The organism is Halalkalibacter sp. HAAS-P013 (assembly GCF_056619925.1).
The window spans coordinates 353,504-372,691 of record NZ_JBWQTU010000001.1; the positions used below are offsets into that span (position 1 = coordinate 353,504).

18 protein-coding genes are annotated in these 19,188 nt (G+C 33.7%); 7 read left to right on the forward strand and 11 right to left on the reverse strand.

Going from position 1 to position 19,188, the window contains the following annotated elements:
• Nucleotides 1-181: 181 nt before the first annotated feature.
• The 4 genes from AC1FXP_RS01890 to AC1FXP_RS01905 form a co-directional block, all read right to left on the reverse strand.
• Nucleotides 182-655, reverse strand: a complete 474-nt coding sequence (locus AC1FXP_RS01890) for a YheC/YheD family protein (protein ID WP_480058883.1) — start codon at nt 653-655, stop codon at nt 182-184.
• Entirely contained in the window at nt 651-917 is a 267-nt protein-coding gene (locus tag AC1FXP_RS01895; protein ID WP_480058275.1) for a YheC/YheD family protein, read from the reverse strand. The genes AC1FXP_RS01890 and AC1FXP_RS01895 overlap by 5 nt, the downstream gene beginning before the upstream one ends.
• Before the next feature lie 420 nt (nt 918-1,337).
• The gene (locus tag AC1FXP_RS01900) at nt 1,338-1,784 is read right to left on the reverse strand and encodes a M67 family metallopeptidase (protein ID WP_480058277.1); all 447 of its coding nucleotides are present in this window, start codon (nt 1,782-1,784) and stop codon (nt 1,338-1,340) included.
• Between the two features lie 38 nt (nt 1,785-1,822).
• Nucleotides 1,823-2,869 carry a hypothetical protein gene (locus tag AC1FXP_RS01905; protein ID WP_480058278.1) on the reverse strand — a complete coding sequence of 349 codons (1,047 nt, stop codon included), beginning with the start codon at nt 2,867-2,869 and terminating at the stop codon, nt 1,823-1,825.
• Between the two features lie 248 nt (nt 2,870-3,117).
• On the opposite strand from AC1FXP_RS01905, the gene AC1FXP_RS01910 reads away from it, so the two are divergent.
• The 6 genes from AC1FXP_RS01910 to AC1FXP_RS01935 all read left to right on the forward strand — a co-directional run bounded on the left by AC1FXP_RS01910 (nt 3,118) and on the right by AC1FXP_RS01935 (nt 9,648).
• On the forward strand, nt 3,118-3,786 hold the full coding sequence (locus AC1FXP_RS01910) for a BMQ_0737 family morphogenetic spore coat protein (RefSeq protein ID WP_480058279.1): 669 nt from the start codon (nt 3,118-3,120) through the stop codon (nt 3,784-3,786).
• Between the two features lie 66 nt (nt 3,787-3,852).
• The gene (locus tag AC1FXP_RS01915; RefSeq protein ID WP_480058281.1) at nt 3,853-4,404 is read left to right on the forward strand and encodes a hypothetical protein; all 552 of its coding nucleotides are present in this window, start codon (nt 3,853-3,855) and stop codon (nt 4,402-4,404) included.
• A 21-nt stretch (nt 4,405-4,425) separates the two neighbouring features.
• Nucleotides 4,426-4,743: a hypothetical protein gene (locus tag AC1FXP_RS01920; protein ID WP_480058282.1), complete on the forward strand. Its 318-nt coding sequence runs from the start codon at nt 4,426-4,428 to the stop codon at nt 4,741-4,743.
• A gap of 112 nt (nt 4,744-4,855) precedes the next feature.
• Complete coding sequence (locus AC1FXP_RS01925; protein WP_480058284.1) at nt 4,856-6,073, forward strand: hypothetical protein; 1,218 nt, start codon at nt 4,856-4,858, stop codon at nt 6,071-6,073.
• A gap of 1,030 nt (nt 6,074-7,103) precedes the next feature.
• Nucleotides 7,104-8,210 carry a YheC/YheD family endospore coat-associated protein gene (locus tag AC1FXP_RS01930; RefSeq protein ID WP_480058286.1) on the forward strand — a complete coding sequence of 369 codons (1,107 nt, stop codon included), beginning with the start codon at nt 7,104-7,106 and terminating at the stop codon, nt 8,208-8,210.
• A gap of 247 nt (nt 8,211-8,457) precedes the next feature.
• Nucleotides 8,458-9,648 (forward strand): KamA family radical SAM protein, encoded by a 1,191-nt coding sequence (locus AC1FXP_RS01935; RefSeq protein WP_480058288.1) that lies wholly within the window; start codon nt 8,458-8,460, stop codon nt 9,646-9,648.
• A gap of 321 nt (nt 9,649-9,969) precedes the next feature.
• Here the strand turns inward: AC1FXP_RS01935 and AC1FXP_RS01940 are convergent, their stop codons facing one another.
• Together AC1FXP_RS01940 and AC1FXP_RS01945 are read right to left on the reverse strand one after the other, a co-directional pair.
• The gene (locus tag AC1FXP_RS01940; RefSeq protein ID WP_480058290.1) at nt 9,970-11,259 is read right to left on the reverse strand and encodes an O-acetylhomoserine aminocarboxypropyltransferase/cysteine synthase family protein; all 1,290 of its coding nucleotides are present in this window, start codon (nt 11,257-11,259) and stop codon (nt 9,970-9,972) included.
• Between the two features lie 72 nt (nt 11,260-11,331).
• On the reverse strand, nt 11,332-12,381 hold the full coding sequence (locus tag AC1FXP_RS01945) for a YheC/YheD family protein (RefSeq protein WP_480058292.1): 1,050 nt from the start codon (nt 12,379-12,381) through the stop codon (nt 11,332-11,334).
• 601 nt (nt 12,382-12,982) lie between these two features.
• Between AC1FXP_RS01945 and AC1FXP_RS01950 the strand changes: the two genes are divergently transcribed.
• Complete coding sequence (locus tag AC1FXP_RS01950; RefSeq protein ID WP_480058294.1) at nt 12,983-14,113, forward strand: YheC/YheD family endospore coat-associated protein; 1,131 nt, start codon at nt 12,983-12,985, stop codon at nt 14,111-14,113.
• Between the two features lie 873 nt (nt 14,114-14,986).
• Here the strand turns inward: AC1FXP_RS01950 and AC1FXP_RS01955 are convergent.
• The 5 genes from AC1FXP_RS01955 to AC1FXP_RS01975 form a co-directional block, all read right to left on the reverse strand.
• Nucleotides 14,987-15,586 (reverse strand): SET domain-containing protein, encoded by a 600-nt coding sequence (locus tag AC1FXP_RS01955; RefSeq protein ID WP_480058296.1) that lies wholly within the window; start codon nt 15,584-15,586, stop codon nt 14,987-14,989.
• A gap of 397 nt (nt 15,587-15,983) precedes the next feature.
• Nucleotides 15,984-16,715 carry a YheC/YheD family protein gene (locus tag AC1FXP_RS01960; RefSeq protein WP_480058298.1) on the reverse strand — a complete coding sequence of 244 codons (732 nt, stop codon included), beginning with the start codon at nt 16,713-16,715 and terminating at the stop codon, nt 15,984-15,986.
• A gap of 46 nt (nt 16,716-16,761) precedes the next feature.
• Nucleotides 16,762-17,487: a YheC/YheD family protein gene (locus AC1FXP_RS01965; RefSeq protein ID WP_480058300.1), complete on the reverse strand. Its 726-nt coding sequence runs from the start codon at nt 17,485-17,487 to the stop codon at nt 16,762-16,764.
• 221 nt (nt 17,488-17,708) lie between these two features.
• On the reverse strand, nt 17,709-17,993 hold the full coding sequence (locus tag AC1FXP_RS01970) for an acylphosphatase (protein ID WP_480058301.1): 285 nt from the start codon (nt 17,991-17,993) through the stop codon (nt 17,709-17,711).
• A gap of 807 nt (nt 17,994-18,800) precedes the next feature.
• Complete coding sequence (locus AC1FXP_RS01975) at nt 18,801-19,145, reverse strand: DUF1360 domain-containing protein (protein WP_480058303.1); 345 nt, start codon at nt 19,143-19,145, stop codon at nt 18,801-18,803.
• Between the last annotated feature and the right edge of the window lie 43 nt (nt 19,146-19,188).

A 19,188-nucleotide genomic window follows, 5' to 3' on the forward strand; every position in this document is an offset into this window, starting at 1 on the left:
TCCCCTCTAGTAAGCCAACCACTCTCGGTTATTGTAAGGCATCTTCTCTGAACTTGGGTCGATACATCTGTTCTTAAGATTAAACATAGACCTACCTTATCTAAAACATGTTTACTTACCTAATACAACGTGCTTTGCGTCCCTGTCTAAATAGGATTTTCACTCACTTGATATGGAACCATCAATCATTAAGAGACTGATAAGCTCTAATCCTCCTAATTTGAGATTTGTTTTTCAGACTATAGAACCCTCTCAATCCAGGCCAGCGATTTAATTCAAAAATATAGATAGTACCATTTATATCCATACCAATATCTACAGCAAAAATTCTTTGACGAGCAAAAGAAGATCCCAACGTTCTTGCCGCCATTAAGGAGATTCTTTTCATATCCCTCACTTTATCATTTATCATATTTTTATCTAGGTTCATCTTTTTCATTGCTCGCTGTATAGGAAGTACGGTACCGTTACGATGTCTATTTGTCACTTTATACCCCTTCCCTGCTTTTCTAGCGATGATCCCCGTTACTACCCAAGGGGCTTTCACCGTTTTTCGCTGAACAATTACTCTAAAGTCAACGCGTTTGTTGCCAATTCTAGTAAGCTTGATTTCTGGTTGAATAATAAATCTTCTTTTTCTTGTCGCCTTCCTAATATATAAGCAGTAAGCCTACTCTTAAACACTTTGCGCTTTTTATATAAACTAAATATTTTCCTCGTTTGCTTTTTATAAAATAAATGTTTTGTCCTTTCTTACCTTTATTTGGTTTTATGACAATGGATTTGTGTTTACGCAGCATGTCATAAAAGTTCAATTTACTCCACTTCACTGTATGTGGCAAATAAGGTTGAAGGTGTCTATTTTTTCTCATCACAGAATTCATTTTATACTTGTCTCTTCCTTTTAATCTTGACACTTTAACTCCCTCCCCCTCTTCCCTTTTTAAGAAGTTAGGATAGTTTATTCAAAAATAAATATAAAAGGAAGGGCATTTGAGGGTAATGGATAATCGAGATATGACTTTGTAGTAAGAATGAGTCAAAAATGTAATCTCCAAACTAGCAAAAATTAACTATCGAAAACCTAGAGTCCTTACATACATAAAAAATAGACCGCTCAAAAAAGAACGGTCCATCCTTATTCTTCACCTCAACTAACTACTGCGGCCGCAGCATCCCCCTTTTTTTATTACTTTCCTGATCTTAGGAGTTGCTTCTATACTAATAGGTTTTTTTAAAGGTCTAATACTACTACTCTGCTTAATTACTCTTTTTTTCTTCAAAGCCAACATCTCCTTTTTAGTCTATTTTATGCTATTTCCTAAAAAATGGTTAGACTATGATGTCGGCTCAATTAAAAAAAAACATTCTTTATATCCTCCAGCTTCGATGCGGTAACATTTTATTTTTGGCTTTTTAAATTTATAAGAGATAATAACCATAACTATTTCATCATCGAAGTGATTAGCAATATCATAACTTGAAGGGATAGGTTTTGTCGTTGGGTGTGAATGATAAATGGCTATAACTTTCTCATTATGCTTATTAATTTGCTTAAAAGTCTCTTCAATAACCTTCTTTCCAACAAAAAAACGTCTATCAGATTTTAATTCATTTACTAATTTCCAAACTGACTGAACATTATTCTTATTTCCAGAGAGTAAGCCACATACTTCATATGGTAGGTTAGATCTGCCATGCTCAACTATTTCTTCAAAACAGGTGGCAGGAATAATAATTTTGTCAATTTTTATAGCCCATACCTCCTTTAAACGTTTTAACAAAGTAATGGATTTTTTCCAATTAACATTGGTTCATTTCTCTATTCAATAGGTGGCTTTATATTCGTATTTGTATGCTTATTTTCCCTTACTTGTGCTTCAGGATTTTCATTTTGGCTACTTTTTTGATTCACCGTCTTACTTTCAGTAGTGCCATTTTTCATATCTTTGCTCGTTAGATTTTGCGTTTCAATCGGTATACTTTTGCGATTTGATTTAGATGAATTTTGATCATATTTCCCCTGAAAAATGTTTTGTGTTTCTGTCTTATGCATATACTTAGAAGTCAACTTATTTTTTTCATTGAATGAAAACGAAGATTTGTTAAATTTTTGTTTTACTTTGTTTTTTGAAACATTCATCTTATTAAGATCTTGATAGTGTGTCGGTATAGTGGGATTTATTGAACCTTGTTTTACCTGCTTGCCTTTAACGGGAATGGCTTGCTGAAATGGCGGTTTAGTTTGCAACTTTTGGGTATAATCTTGCCGCCTAGGCATAGCTCTTTTTTCTTCATTCAAATAAGATTGAATATTTTTTGAAGATTGAAGCATGTTTTGCAGTTGCTTGTAACCTGATGGTTGATGCTTTTGACTTGGACTATCCGTGACAGGCATTTGTTTTCCATTTTTATCTTGCTTTTTTGATTGGGCAATTTCTTCTTTAAGACCTTTCATTTCAATATGTCCTTCTTGTATTAAGGAAATCGAGGTATTCTGAATGTCGATCATTTTATCTATTTTATTAATAAGGTCATTAAAATTCGGGTTGTTCACTTTATTCATTAAAAAAGCCACATCTTGTTTTAAGAGCTGAATCGAATCATTAAAAGACTCAACCTGTTTTGATAAATTTTTAATTTTTTTGTTATACCCACTTTTTTGCAAATCTTGATTTTCTTTCATTTTTCGTATTTCTCCTTTTAATGTAGAAACTTGTTTTTTTATTTCTATACACTCATTTTTCGTCAAAAGGTAATCTTCCACTACATTATCCGATTTTATTGACTCTAAAGTCTGTTTGTAAACAAACAGTTTTTTCTTTAATGTCTCAATATCTTGAGTTCCCTTGAATTTATACTGTTCCATTATTCATCACCCTTCTCCAAATATATTAGTTTTTTCACCAGTAATTCGTGACAGATATATAAGGTTAATCTTCAACAAGATTCTAGCCTGTTAAGACAAAACAGAGCTCTCTATTATGGATCAAACTGTCCCATTAATGGGCCAACATCAGGGTTTTTAAAATATTCTACTAAACGTGTAACCATCTTTATTTATCATCATATGCTACAAGTGAAAAGAAATTAATTTTATTTGGAGGTGTTTGCGACATGCAAGCCAAAAATCTTAAAGGCGGCCAAGAAGAGCTCCTTTGTATTAACACAGAGAAGGTTTACGACTGGATCATAAATGAAGCAACTTTTGACTTATCCTTAGATGATGTAGATTTGCCAGAGGTAAATGGAGAACAACTATTGTGTGAGGACATTGAAAATGTTACATGTTCGGTTGAACCAGGTGAAGCTGTCATTCTAAGTCGTCAAGATCAAGACTTTATCATTGATGGTGAACAAATTACACTTCAAGTCGTAACGATTCAAAAGAGCTTTGAGGTTACCATTTTTGTTACAACAACGACTGGTCAAACGGTCTCAGCTGGAACGTTCCCATTCACACGACGTGAACAGGTAGTTCTATGTGCACCTGAAGGTACATTGGTTACAGTTAATTACACTGATGTAGATTGTTTCGTATTTCAGTTTAATTGTGCGGGCACTGAGGATGAGGAGGATGAAGAGACTACTATCGATTTAGGAGTAACTGTACGCTTATGTCAAAGCATTCAATCAACATTCCCAGTTACTCTTGAGTTACTTGCAGACTTCTGTCAACCTAGAGATATCGTTTCCTTACCATCTCCATTCGCTCCAGAATGCCCAACACCTACAATTCCACCACAATGCCCAGTACTATTCCCAAATAGTGGTGATGATGATTAATAACAAAGCATAGATTTAATGAGAGGAGATACTCCTCTCATTATTTTTTATTTAAGGGTGAGAAAAATGTATAAAAATCAATATGATGAGCTTAAACAGAAAATTGTACAACTAAACAATGAAACAAGTTTATATTTAAATGAAATTAAAGATTTAGTTTCACAAATGAAACAAAAACAGAAAATGAATATGATTAGCTATTTTACATATTCATTTAGAATTTCGTACGACAAGGAACAGGAAAGCTTAATTATTGGTACTTATCATATTCATAACATAGGGAATAAATTACTTACCAACCCATATATTTGTATTAAACTTTCACCTGATTCTCCATTTACTTTTTCTGGTAAATATGCAAACAAAAAAACAAACCTTTCAATGAAAACACCTGGTGCCTGGGAACGAATAAATGAACAAACGGATAAGGATGAATATTGGCTAAGACCCATTGGTAAAAAAACGCTTCAACCTGATCAGATCATTTCGTTTCCAAACTTCCAAATAAAGTGGCTGCCAAAAGAATCATATTCAGGTAGTATTATGGGATTTTCCTATTGTGATGAATATAAGGAAGGCATTCCTGCAGTTAATCAAATTTACGTTAATGGAACTTAAAAGTGAATTGAGGTGGATTTAATGGAAAATAATGAGAACCATGAGCGTGAACTCTTGTTTAAGCAATTAACCCAACATTTTATGAAAGAGCAGCTTGAACAGTTAAAAGGGAATAAAAAAGATAAAAATAGAAGTTTTGTTTATTTAGAAAGTAACACTTTAAATATGCTGCTCATCTATTTATTGAAGAATTTAGACCCTCAACAAAGTCGTGGAACAGAAAGTAGCTATGAAAGTGAGTCTTTTCCTGAGGAGATATTTGAAGAATTGAATACAGTTATCGCTAATAACAAAGAAGATTTTGAAGAAATTCTTAATTATTTAAAAGAGGAAACTTAATTAACTACCGAATAAGGACAATTAGACATGTAACCCCTCCATCCTTTTATCATATTAATATTATACATTCCATATGTAACAAAATATAAAAATGATACAGGAGGTTTGTACTTTGTACTCAAACAATACTAAGATGACCGATACGATTCAACTTCAACAAAAAATTATCTATTTTAAATCAGAACTCGCTAAGTATCAAGCAAAAGTCAAGGATTATGAAAATAACTATCACTATTCTCAGTTAAAGAAACTAAAAGATGAAAATCTTCAATTAATCGAAGAGAACGATATCATGTCCAACGAGTTAAAAACAATCAATGAAAAATATGAGAAGACAATTGAAGGTTTGAGAAATCAAATTGACGCGTATTCGGAACAAGAAGAAACTTTCAACTCTACTCTTTCGCAAAAGCAACAAGAAATTAAAAAGCTAAAGGATGAAAGAACTACGATCGAAAAAGATTTAAAATTAAAGACCGAACTTTTAGCCAAAGAAAAACAAACTTCCCAAGCTAAGATATCAGAGCTTGAAGCCTCTATTCAAAAGTTTAAAAAGAATCGTGATTCAGAAAATCTTCAACAAACAAAGCTCAATGAAAAAATTAAAAAGCTGGAAAATGAACTTCATGATTCTAATCAAGCTAAACTAAACCTTGAGAAGGATAATAATTATTTACACGCAGAAATAAAAAAACTAAAGAATGAAATTTCAGAATTGAAGGAATTTACTTCCGTTGAAAAAGACATCAAACTGCAAGTTGAACAATCCAAATCACAACTAGAAGAGGCTTTACAAAAACATCAAGTAGATGAAGATACCATTACCGAGTTGAATCAAAAAAACCGAAATTTACTATCAAAAACTGCTCAACTCGAGGAAGATCTAACCAAAAATCAGAAACTCAATCAAGAATTACAAGAAAAAGCAGCTATTTTACAAAAAGATTATGAAAATTATTCCTCTTTGCAAAAAGCACATGAACAGCTAAAGCAAGAAATGAAAACTTCACAAGATCATTTAAACGAGATAATTATGAAGTTTAATGAATCAAATCAGAATACACATTTGTTCCTTCCTAATGGTCCTTCCTTGGTAAATAATAATATTGAAATAAACGAACTGGACATACTGAAACAATTAGAGCATCAATTTAAAGGGCTTCTCAAACAATCCTTTGATTACGAGGAACAGCTAGATTCGAAGGTTATACTCATTAGTGAACTAGAGAACAAATTAGCGGAATTATCTCATGAAATTGAAGAGTTGCAAGACAATATTCATCGAGAAGAATCGATCTCAAAAAAAGACGATTCAAATTTAACCACTTAATAGAAACGTAATCTACTCTTTACGGACTAATCCCTCTGTTAAGCCAAATTTGTATAATGTTGGCTTTATCTAAGGGATGTTCCTTTAATACGATAAAAACTCACTTCGTTAGTCCTAATGCTTACTTACTCACCTTTCCGTTTAACTTTATAGAGAATATTCAATTTGAACATTTTCTAAGCAATCAGTGAATACGATGCATGGGTTTAAGCTTTCTATGAGTGGGTTTTGGGGCTGACAACATATGGACCCCCGAACCCATTTTTCATTCATCTTTGATCAGTTAAGATGTTCCACGTAAGCTGCAACTCCCCTGCTTACTATCTGGGGCTGTACATTGGATTAAGGTACTTTTGTTGTACCCGTGTTTCCCTTTCATTTCTAGACATATATTTTACAGGTCTTTTAATCATAATGTTTCATCCTCCTTTATGATACAAGTTAATGTTTCATATAAAAACTTACCTAGTAGAGGGTGTTTAAAATCGCATGTCTTATTTAGGCACCATGATAATGATGCCACGATCGATCTACCGACAGCGAACCAAACTACGAGCAATATAGTTTTTTCCTTTTATTGGGTAAATATGTATACAATCCTCTAGTTTAACTCGTAGTATGTATGGAACTAAGTACTATCTATGGTAGTTGTATATTAAAGGGCCGTCGGTATACAGGATTAACAAGAAGGACAGCGACGATATCGTTTTTTATCAACACCTAGGTCAAATAGAAACACCTTCTACATTGATATCCATTTTCTTATAGGTGAGCTATGCTTGCGGCGTCTTGGATTAGTGTCGATGAGGGCGGACACATCATACGGTTACAGCATATCATAAATGAGGTAAGCACCGAATACGGAATTCAAATTGCCCCCTCGATTTTCGAATCTGGGCATTGATGAGACTGATAACCAAATCAGAGAAACTGAGAGGAGTTGCGCATAATCCAAGATTTATCACCTTCAAGATAAAAAAAATTGGAGTAAGTGAAGCTATTTTAGTATCAGGAGGTATTTAGAAACATTATGAAAAGACCAATTATTGGAGTATTTATAAACAACGGGGTCATCCGAAAATTAAATAATCAAAACTATAATTTAACATCTTACTTTCGTATAGAAATGTTAGCAAACGAAAGCATAAAAGCAGGTACTACATTATATTTTTTTTCAGCCCTTGATGTAAATTTAAAAAATTCTACTATTAGAGGTACGTATTTTAATGAGCATGAGGGCATTTGGAAGAAAAAGAAGTTTCCTCTTCCTGATATTCTCTATGATAGATCTGGTGGCTTTCTAAAATCACAGAAAAGAAAAGTGAAGTCAATAAGAAGAAAATTCTCAAAGTTAGGTATTAAAAAGGTAAACTCACAAGGGCATTTTAATAAATGGAGAACGCATGAAGTCCTCAAAAAGGTTCCTGAATTACAACCTCACCTTCCTCAGACTAAACGCTGTAAAGACCTTAGTGATTTAAGGTCTTTTATGAAGAACAAAGATAAAATATATATAAAAGGAATTAATGGCAGCAGAGGAAGAAAAATCATTCGATTGAAAAAGAACAAAGATGGGAGCTTTGAACTCAAATACTTTATTAATCAATTAGTTATTAAACATATACAGAGTCTTGACGATGTATACAAATTCTTGCGCTCCTTCTTTAAAGGTAAAGAATTTATTATTCAGCAAGCAATTCCTCTAATGTCCATAGATAATAGATTAGTTGACTTTCGTGCAGAGGTCCAAAGGAATAAAAGTGGTGATTTGGAAGTTGTAGGTGTTTCTGTTCGTTTCGGAATGCAAAATTCTCCTATCACCATTCATTCAAAAGCATATTCCTTTGGAGAATTCTTCAACAAATTTTTTAACTATAGTGTTGATGAAATCATCCAAAAAAGGAATAGCGTAGACAGTTTTCTAAAAAAAGTATATGAAAACGTAGAGGAAAATTTTGGTTCTTTTGGTGAAATCGGTATTGATTTTGGTATGGATGATCAAGGAGGTCTTTGGTTTATTGAGTGTAATGCGAAATCAGCAAAAGTTTCTTTACACAAAGCTTATGATGAAGAAACAGTTAAAAAAGCTTTTTTAAACCCATTGGAATATGGAAAATTTATTTATCAGAATAATTGATAGCTTTTGAGAGTAACCGTCTGAATTTTTTATTTGATTCACTGACTCTGAGTATTTATTTGAGAGGAATAATCTAGCAGCCTAGTTTAATTATCACATTTATTTATAGTTATGTTATATTACCATGGCTAAAGTCAATCCCTCTTAGTCTTAGATTATGATTCATAATGCATCGTTTTAAAAATTATATTCTTCGATGCACTGAATTTTCTTTTTTTAAACATGTACAAGGAAGGATTGAAATGTTATGAAACCAAAATATATAACCAATATAGAAAAGATTACCTATTTATCTGAAGAAGAAAAAATGAATTTAAAAAAAATAACTGAAAAATATGTTTTCCGTGTAAATGACTATTATTTAAATCTCATTGATTGGTCAGATCCAAATGACCCACTGAAGCGATTGGTTATCCCTTCTACTGACGAACTTCAGGAATACGGTCGCTGGGATGCTTCTGATGAAGATACAAATTATGTAGTGAAAGGGTGCCAGCATAAGTATAGTACAACGGCCTTATTGCTAGTATCCGAGGTCTGTGGAGCTTATTGCCGATACTGCTTCCGCAAGCGTTTATTCCGTACCGATGTAAAGGAGGCCATGATGGATGTAAGTGAGGGTCTCGACTATATCGAGAACCACCCCGAAATTAACAACGTATTGTTAACCGGCGGGGATCCTTTGACCTTAGCTACAAAAAAACTTCGTTTAATTATTGAAAGACTAAGATCCATCCCACATGTCAAAATCATACGACTCGGTTCAAAAATGCCTGTTTTTAACCCTATGAGAATATATGAAGACAAAGAGCTGCTAGAATTGCTAAGGGAAAATTCTACAGAAGAAAACCGTATATATTTAATGGCGCATATTAACCACCCTAGAGAAATTACCAAAGAGGCAAAAGAATGCTTCAAGGCGCTACATGATGCCGGTGTAATCGTAGTAAACCAAACACCGGTATTAAGAGGAATAAACGATGATTCTGCTATACTTAGCGAATTGCTAGATAAATTATCTTGGGCAGGGGTAACACCATATTACTTTTTTATAAATAGACCCGTCGCAGGTAACGATTCATTTGTCCTCTCACTTGAGCGAGCTTATAAAATTGTTGAAAAAGCAAAAGCAAAAACTTCCGGTTTAGGAAAACGTGTAAAACTTGTGATGAGCCACACTTCAGGGAAAATTGAGATACTGGCTATTGATAAGGGTAAGGCCTATCTTAAATACCATCAATCTAGGGATGAGGACTATGGCAAGTTTATGGTACTCGATTGTCCTCCGGATGCTGCTTGGTTTGATGATTTGCCGAACAATGAACAGCATTGGAAAAAACCGATCAAAAAGACCAATGATGTCATATCGGTAAACGAACTTCCAGATACTCCCCAAAGAAAGAAAAATACGGATAATCTTAAAAATAAGGGTGAATGATCCCACATAAGAAGATGATGCCTGTACAGTACAGACATCATCTTCTTTAAATTCTATTAAAATCTACGGTAATAGTTAGATTTATTTCTTTTTCAATTCACAAGGGCTGTATAAATACATCAATCTTTAAAACTTTAGGGTTTCATTCCCCCCCCATCAATCCGACTCTATTTTTAAAATTTCACATTAACGCACCCTATAGAAAATCACTCTTCAAAGTGCCTAATCTATAGGGTGCCCTTTCACTTTAACTTCTTCTCTACCCCAAAAAGTTCGAGTATTTTAACTGCTTCAGATGCCATATTTATCGGTTCAACTAAGTTATTTATCGCATAACTTCAAAGCGCAATCCAGATCATAAATGATATCTTCTACATTTTCAAGTCCAACCGATAGACGCAGCATATCACGCGTTACACCGGCTTTAGCTTGCTCTTCTGCCGTTAATTTCCCGTGCGTTGTTGTAGCAGGATGAATGATCAGTGATTTAACATCTCCTACATTTGCCTCATGAGAACAGAGTTTAACACTATTGATCACTTTCTTTACACTCTCTTGACCGCCTTTCACGCCAAATGCTAAAATAGCTCCTTTCCCCTTAGAAAGGTATTTCTTGGCCTGTTTATAATAGGAATCATCCTCCAATCCAGGGTAATTAACCCAGCCTACTTGAGGATGGTCATTCAAAAATTGCGCAACTTGTAAAGCATTTTCACTCTGCCTTTGCATACGTAAGGAAAGCGTTTCTAATCCTTGGATGAATAAAAAAGCGTTGAAAGGTGAGAGGGATGCTCCTAAGTTGCTCAGAAGTTCTACTCGGGCTTTTATAATGTAGGCCATATCTCCGAAAGCATCAATAAGTGATTTGCCATCACGTTGTGGATTCGGCTCCGAAAATTCTTTAAATCTTTCATTAGTCCAATTAAATTTACCGGAATCAACAATTACTCCTCCTATCGTAGTACCGTGCCCTCCAATAAACTTAGTTGCTGAATGAACGACAATATCAGCACCGTGTTCAATAGGTCTACACAAGTACGGTGTACAGAACGTACTATCTACGATCAGAGGTACTCCCTCCTGATGAGCTATCGACGCAATTGCTTCAATATCGGGAACGTCCATTTTCGGATTACCGAGCATTTCTACAAAAACAGCTTTCGTTTTACCGTTTATGGCTTCACGGAAAGAGTTTAAATCATCCGTCTTTACCCAGCTAACGTTTATCCCGAACCTGGGGAAAATATGAGAGAACAAGGTATAGGTTCCTCCATATAAAGATGATGAAACGACAATATGATCACCAGAAGAAGCGATATTCAAAATTGAATAGGTAGTTGCCGCCTGACCAGAGGAAAGCGCTAAAGCACCCACTCCTCCCTCCAACTCGGCCATTCGTTCTTCAAAAACCTTCACCGTAGGGTTCATAATTCGACTATAAATGTTCCCTGTTTCTTCTAATGCAAATACTCTTGAAGCGTGTTCCATATCTTTAAATTGGTATGCGGCCGTTTGATAAATCGGTACAATACTTGATCCAGTTGTCGGATCAGCTTCATGCCCCGCATGCAATGTCTTCGTGTCAAAACCGTATTCATGTTTTTCTCCCATTCACTCTTTCACCTCTCCAAAAGATTTCTTTGTTTTTAATATGATACATTCATTCACTCTATTCGTTTGCTCCTACTGTTTTTTATAAAGTGAGCACACATTTGCAAAAGGAATACGATTTCTTCTCTGACTAGCTTTCTTTCGGTTAGGTACAAAGTTGTCCTCTAAGAACCAAACTTTCCCATTTTTATCTACCGCAAAATCCAAACCTAAATCGTTTAAATAGGGAAAGCGTTTTTCAAGCACTTTAGCAATTTGAATATTTAAACGTTTAATTTTCTTTTTTGTTTGCGGATTGATTAGTTTGCTTAATTTATAAAAGGATTTTCCACCTTGATCTATGTTCGTTACATCCCATCCTCTTGTAGCAATTCTTGCCATCACCCCTGTTACTTGCCATCGATCAAGTTTGTTTTTCTGAGGAGAAGCCCGAAAATCAAATTTGTTGCCTTTATATGTTTTTAAAGGAATACCTTGTTGAACAATAAATTTGGACGGAGATAGAAATTTCCGTTTATAAAAATCTCTTAATTGGTTATTGGAGATTTTTTCTTCTTTTTTTGTTCGTTTGTAAACATAAACAATCCGATATGCATTGCCCTCTTTTCGGATAATAGATATTTTATTTCCTTGGCCTCCTCTTTTTGGTTTAATAAAAACCTCGGTGTATTTATTTAACATGTTAGAAAGTTTTTCATACGATAATGTTGTTGTTTCCGGTAAATGCGGTCTAATATGGCTAAATGTTGATAAATATTTATAACTTTTATATTTGTCTCTGTGCTCACGCTTGGAACAAGCATTGAAAATAATAAAACCATCTTCCTTTAACCGTTTCACTTTCTCAATCGCTTTTTTATTGGTTAAATAGGCTTTAACTTTATATAAATTTATTTTTGGGAGAGGCACTTGTTTTTTGACTAATTTGTGATCTTTGTATGAATAGACAAAACCTTTAACCTGTTTACTTTTTACAGAAATATCCTTTAAAGAATAAAAACAAAGATCCACTTGATGTTTACGAGCTTGCTTAGTGTAAAACTGAATATATGGATCCCAGTTACTTTCGTCTTTAACTGAAACGCGCTTTGTAATACTTGTAGAAAGTATAATGCCGATCATGTACTTACCACCTTTCCTTCGGTAGTTCCTTCTAGACTTCTTTTTAATTTATTCTAAAATAGACAGAATTGTACCTTATATCCCCCTAGTTAAACTGATATTTTTTTATATTTTTCAAACACTTGTTGGCTGATGTCACCCCCATATTCCAACGGATTAGAAGGTTGTGCTAATTTTGTAATTCACTAAACAAATAAAAATAACCTCTTCGCCGTCTTCAAAACATATTACGAATCTGACTAGAGGAATGTATACATATCTGTCTAAAAAAATAAAAAGGGCTAGTTAACTATAATGGATAAAAAAAGGTTAATAAACGTGCCTTTATAAAATTTCTAAAGGGATTGGCAATAGCTCCACACATACGCTACTGCCCATTTGATTGAGAGATACCAAATAATGATTTCTCTACTACCCAACAGCCTATACATTCCCCACTGGCTTACATAACATAAGAGCAAGCACATGTGTTAAGCGCGTAACAGCTCCTTATATAAAAACTATGAAAGAATTCATTTGATCGGTGTTTTCACCTGATCTGGGGGTCTTACTATCTATTAATATTGGATATTAAACGTTATTAGAAAGAGGGATAAAATACATGAGTACATTGTCTTCAACCACCAACAATAACAAGGAAACAACTGTTGGAGTTTTGATCACCCGTAGGACACTACGGCGATTACAAAAACAAAAACCACCGTTAAACATAATTAAACTCCAGGAAGCCAATGAAAAAGCCAAAACGAAATTATATATGTTCACCCTTAAGGAGATTGATTTTAATCGCGATATTATTTATGGCATATATTTTAATCCATCCACAAACCGATGGGAAAAAGGCGAATTTTCACTTCCCGATGTATTTTACCGTCGAAGCGGAAGTCTAAATCAAACTATTCGAAGTAAATTACAAAAAAGAGGAGTAAAATTTTTAAATAGCCCTAAAGGATTTAATAATTGGGAGGTCTCTCTACTTCTTCTTCAGAATAAAGACCTATGTTCACATGTTCCGTTAACCCGAAAATGCCAAAACTTTAAAGATTTGACCAAAATGTTTAAACGCACAAATACTGTTTACTTAAAATCTTATATTGGTGGACGTGGCAAGAAGGTTATGCGTATTATTAAGCAACCGGACAAAGGGTATCATTGCAGCTATTTCAACAAGAACCTTATAGAACATCGCGTAAATACATTTGAAGCATTTCAGAAAACCATTCGTTCTTTTTATAAGAAGGAATTCATCATGCAAGAAGGGATTAATCTTTTGACGGTTGATGGACATTTGGTGGATATGAGAGCAGAAGTGCAGCGCAACGGTTATGGTGATATAGAAGTCACAGCCATTGCTGTTCGCCGTGGAAAAAAGAACTCACCAATCACGACACATTCAGAAAGTTATACTTTTGACTCGTTTTATAAGAACGTTCTTAAGTATTCAGATGAATATGTAAATATCTTCAAGAATGAAGTAACGCAATTTCTTAAAGGAGTATATGAGCAGGTTGAAGAAGGATATGGTCGATGCGGAGAAATGGGCATTGATTTTGCTCTCGATAAAAACAATAAGTTATGGTTAATTGAATGTAATTCACGAAGCGCAAAAGTCTCTCTTCACAAAGCGTTTGATCAACAAACAGTCAATCAATCTTTTTTAAATCTACTTGAGTATGCCAAATATATTGCACAAGAAAAGAGCGTGCGAAAATACGCAAGTCATTATCAATAACCAAGCCGACAAAAAGTAGTTGGTTTAATTTAATATCTTAAGCTTCACACCTCGTTACCCCCTTAATCTTCAAGAAGGCAAAAAATAAAGTCCGCATGAACAATTTTTTTTGACATGGATATTCCATTTTACATTAACCAAAAGGAATGTGTTATCATGCGGACAGACTAAAAGTAAAATCCTAAAGATGCTTATGGATAATTAAGTCGATAATTGTGATGTAACGAAAATTAACAGTTAATTGTTAAGAAACTGGGAATAAAACGATTTGCTAAAAGCCTTATTTTATAGGGCTTTTTTCACTTAATGAAAAATGGATAATATACCCCGTTTTTCCAAGACACTTACCAATGTTGAAGGTGAATTTCTTATTCAAACGTCCACAAGGCTTCTAAGCGATTAATTAGTTTAGATGATATATTATCACACTATTAAAAAAATCGTGCACAAGCCAAATTGAAACGAATTTAGCTAAAATAAATACGTCCGTGGTCAAATCCCTCTTTCCCGACAAAAAAAGACCCCCAAGCATAGAGCCTTGAGAGCTTTGAAACGTAGATATATTAACGTTTTTTTAGAACTGAGGTGCACGACGTGCTGCTTTAAGACCGTATTTCTTACGTTCTTTTATCTATATATTAAATATAAGAAGTTATGAATAAAATGATTTACTTAAAGCCTGAATTATTGGACTTTTTATATTTAATAAAATTGTCATATTTAAGTATGATGTTATCATTATGAATACTGTGTTTTTCTGCTATTGTTTTATTTATTCTTAGTTGACGAAACGGAGCATCAATCGCTTTTAATGTTATTTTTGACATCCTTTTCCTCTACCTCTCCAAACTATTTAACTAGTTACTAGTATAATTACTTACTATTTCTTCCTTCATAGTATAGAGTTTTTATCGAATCAATAACTTCCCGTTTCTCTGCTGCGAGCTTCATTTTTTGTTTATATACTGTAGGAATAAGATGGACTAAAGGCTGTTCGACTTGATCAAAAAATTGGTATGCATTCAAAATTAATTGATCCCATTCCTTGTAGTAATGAAGAATATCCTCCTTATTTACTTGTGTTCTGTCCGTTCCTTCTTCAGGCAAACAAGTAAATGACTCGTCTAGATTCAGAAACCCATAATCATTAGTTAACTGTTCTCCAGGTTGTATATCTCGAACAGCTATATCCGTATCATATGGTGTACTAATGCAATTTGCATTAAAGCTATGATTAACATATCGCCCAAGATCCCAACAAAGAATATATTTGCCCTCACTATCGCGATAAGAATATTTTTCTACAATTTCCTTTCGTTCTAGGTCAAGAGTATCAACAAATGAATGATCTAAAATTTGATCAAGATTATCTAAAGCCCAAGTGATCGTTCCCTTTGGAATGAACTTTGTAGCAAAAACACCGAATCCAATTTCTTCATTTACAAACCGCAGCTCCGTGTGTGGATGGATCATAGATAAGTCGTCTCCTTTCTTATTTCATACCATAATATGTAATCTAACTTTTAACGTTCAAACTCATTATTAATAAGCCTAAAAAGGGCATATGACTATATATGAAGTCATATGCCTTTTTATAATTTTTCAATGTTTGAACATTCAGCTTGACCAACTGCGAAATCAACATTCGTAAAGTCATAATTAATTACGTATATGATATAGTTTGATTGATTTTGCCACCAATCTGCCACAATTCATCTATACTACTCCAAAACTAAATTCCTGTTATACAATACCCGTACTGGGATCGAACTAGTGATCTCCACCCTTACAAGGTACTATTTTATTTTAATCCCTTTTTTTGAGAATTTCCGTTTTTTCCTCATGGTTCTATCCATTTTGCTTCTAATTCTCATCTCTTTCTAGCCGCTTTTTTGAAAGACATTATTCTTTTTATTTGGCTTTTATCGTTCAAGCTTCGAAACCCACCTAATAAAGGCCATCGATTTAATTCGAAAATATAAAGAGAACCATCCTTTTTCATCCCAATGTCGACACCAAAGATCTTTTGGTTAGGAAGAGAATGCCCTAATGTTTCAGCTGCCAAATGAGCTACCTTTTTTATTTCTTTCTCATTAAAATTGATTTTTTTCCTTGCTTCTTCTACTGACATGACAACCCCATGGCGCCGTCTGTTTGTTACCTTATAGCCCTTACCTGCTTTTCTGACAATCATCCCATTTACCATCCAAGGAAGATTCCTCTCTTTTCGTTGAACGATAATTCTAAAATCAAATCGTTTCCCGTCAATTCTAGCAAGATCCACTTCTTCTTGAATAATAAATTTTCTTTTGCTCGTAACTCTTTTAATATAGTTACTAACGCTTTTTCTTTTTTTAAATACCTTACGTTTCTTATTAATATAGACAAAGTACTTAGATTCAATTTTTTTCACAAAGTATATCTTTTGTCCTTGCTGGCCGTTGTTTGGTTTAATAACAACTGACTTATATTTTCGTAACATACTTATAAAATTTTTTTCACTCCACATCATTGTGTGAGGAAGAGTCGATTCAAGGTAATTATTTTGTTTCAATGCTAAGTACATTTTATATTTATTTCTTCCTCTTAACCGCACTGCCATCATTCATCCTCCTTTTTTAGTAATGGAAAAGAAATACTTATTAAACTTACTTCCTTCTAATAAACCTTCTAATTCTTTTTTGCTGGAGTTTAGAGAATCCTTTTAATAACGGTCTGCGATTGATCTCAAAAATGTGAAGAGACCCATCTTCTTTTATTCCTATATCGATACCAAAAAGACGCTGATTGTGATAATAAGGCCCTAACGTTTTGGACGCCAGGATGGACACTTCCTTGATGTTCGCTAATAAATTCTTCTTTATATGGTTAGGAATATTACACATGTTCATTGCTACTTTATAGGTAAGAATAGTCCCGCCTTTACTTGCATTCGTAACCATCCTCCCTTCTTTCGCTACTCTTATTTTATAAGCTGTTGCTGTCCAAGGAGAAGACAATGATTTTCTTTGAATAATGACCCGAATATCAAATGGTCTTCCGTCTATATTCGCCATTGAAATACGTTTTTGAATAATATAGGTGGCCTGTCGTATCTTGCTTTTCATAAGGTTATATACTTCTTCTCTTTTTATAAAAAAGTATTTTCTGTCGTATATTTGAATCTCATAGCCTTTTTCCTTTTCAGTAATAAAATATATATCCCTAGCTTTTAAGCCTTTATTTGGCTTCACTACGATTGATTTATATTTCGATAACATCAGATCAAAGTTCTTTTTCGACCATCTCTTTGTATCAACAAGATACTTGCTAAGTTTCTTGTTTTTTTTCATAGCAAGATACATTCTCCATTTGTCTCTACCATTTATTTTCATTCTATCCCCCTCCGTTCATGCGATTACGGTTCTCTTCTAACTAGTTTATTCTTGAAGGTGTAATTAGGAAGGGCATATGAAGGAGGGAAAGTATGTAATTTAATAAAATAGAAACCATTCAATCATTATAAGTTTTTTTATCAATAGAAGGCTGCTGAAAAAGTATAAGGCCACTGAAAAAAGGTGACAACCGTACCTTTTTCAGCAGCCTAAGAAACGGCTTATACTTTTGAGTTATACAATATCTTGAAAGACTTGTAGTTTTTCAGACCTTTCATTTTTTTCACTTCCACCGAGCGCACTTTCGATGATGAACTTCCTCTATGCAATGCTTTTAGGATTTGATCCACGTACTCATTTTCACCTTGGATTTCAGCTTCAACTGTTCCATCTACTACATTACGAACCCATCCTACAATATTATATTTTCGGGCTATTTTTTTTGTATATTTCCGAAAGCCGACGCCCTGTACTTTTCCCTTCACTTTAATAAAATATCGTACCATTATAACCTCCTTAGAAGTATGTGATTTCACTTTCTTGTGAACTTCGCTTGCTTACCTAAGCAGGTAAATGGAAAAGTACAGCATTGAAAGAACCTGGATATCTAGCGTAACGTAACGCATTTGGAAGTGTGTATTTATTTAGTTGCTTTAACCCTTTTTTCGTAAGCAGCATCCTGCCCTGACAATAGTTTTCTTTCTCTTTACTTTAGGTTGTGATGTTTCATTTCTTACTTTTTCTACAGATGCTTTCTTCGCGGGTCTATTTATCACGATTGGTTTACGAGGCTTCATTTAAATTCACTCCTTTTTTGTGAAGGTAATTACTTCTGTGTAAAAATTTTAAAAAAGTATACAATTAAACTGCAAAAGTATATTCATTGCTACGATTTGTTATAATTGAACTTGTTTATTTAGTCTATTTAAATTGATTATTAATTGCTATACTGTTGTTTCTACGTTTGCATTTCTAATAGTAATAGCTTTATTACTTAGCCCTTCTTTACTAATCTTATCGTATTCAATTCATGCTCCGTTTGTTTAGACTTTTCTCTTTTAAACAAGCCCTTTCGTAATTTTTCTCATGCGACTGTTTTATTCCATATCAAATTTATTTCAAACTAAACAGGAACAGCCCTTTTTACTTTTGGATAACTAGTCTATACCACAAAAATGATTTGTTTTTATACAAACATTAATTCTCGGTATAAAATGACAAAATCCGAATAGGAGACATTTTCATATGTCCATTATTCGGATTAAGTTATTTTATAACATACATGGGATCGTTTTATTTGTATGAAATCTTTATTAATATTCAGATTTCGACTGGATAAAAGCTGCAGCCCCTGCCACTGCTAGAATTAGAAGTAATGGAAAAAAGGAAGGCATATAAATATATAGTAAGACGACCCCAAACGAAGACCAAATTCCTACACACCAATAACAGCTGAGAAGCCTCCCAACCCAATTACGTAATCCATCTCCTTTATATTCAATACTTTCAATTAATTGTCCAGCATCATTTTCTTGATAAGACACCGTCAAAAAAGGGCTTCGAATAAAAGAAGTAATTTCATCAAAAACAATTAATCTCGTAAGTCTGTAAGAAGCGAGAACCAAAATCACCAAGTCAATCCACCCGATTGCAATCATATATATCGTCCCTTCAACATAAATTAATCAATAGATTTGTTTT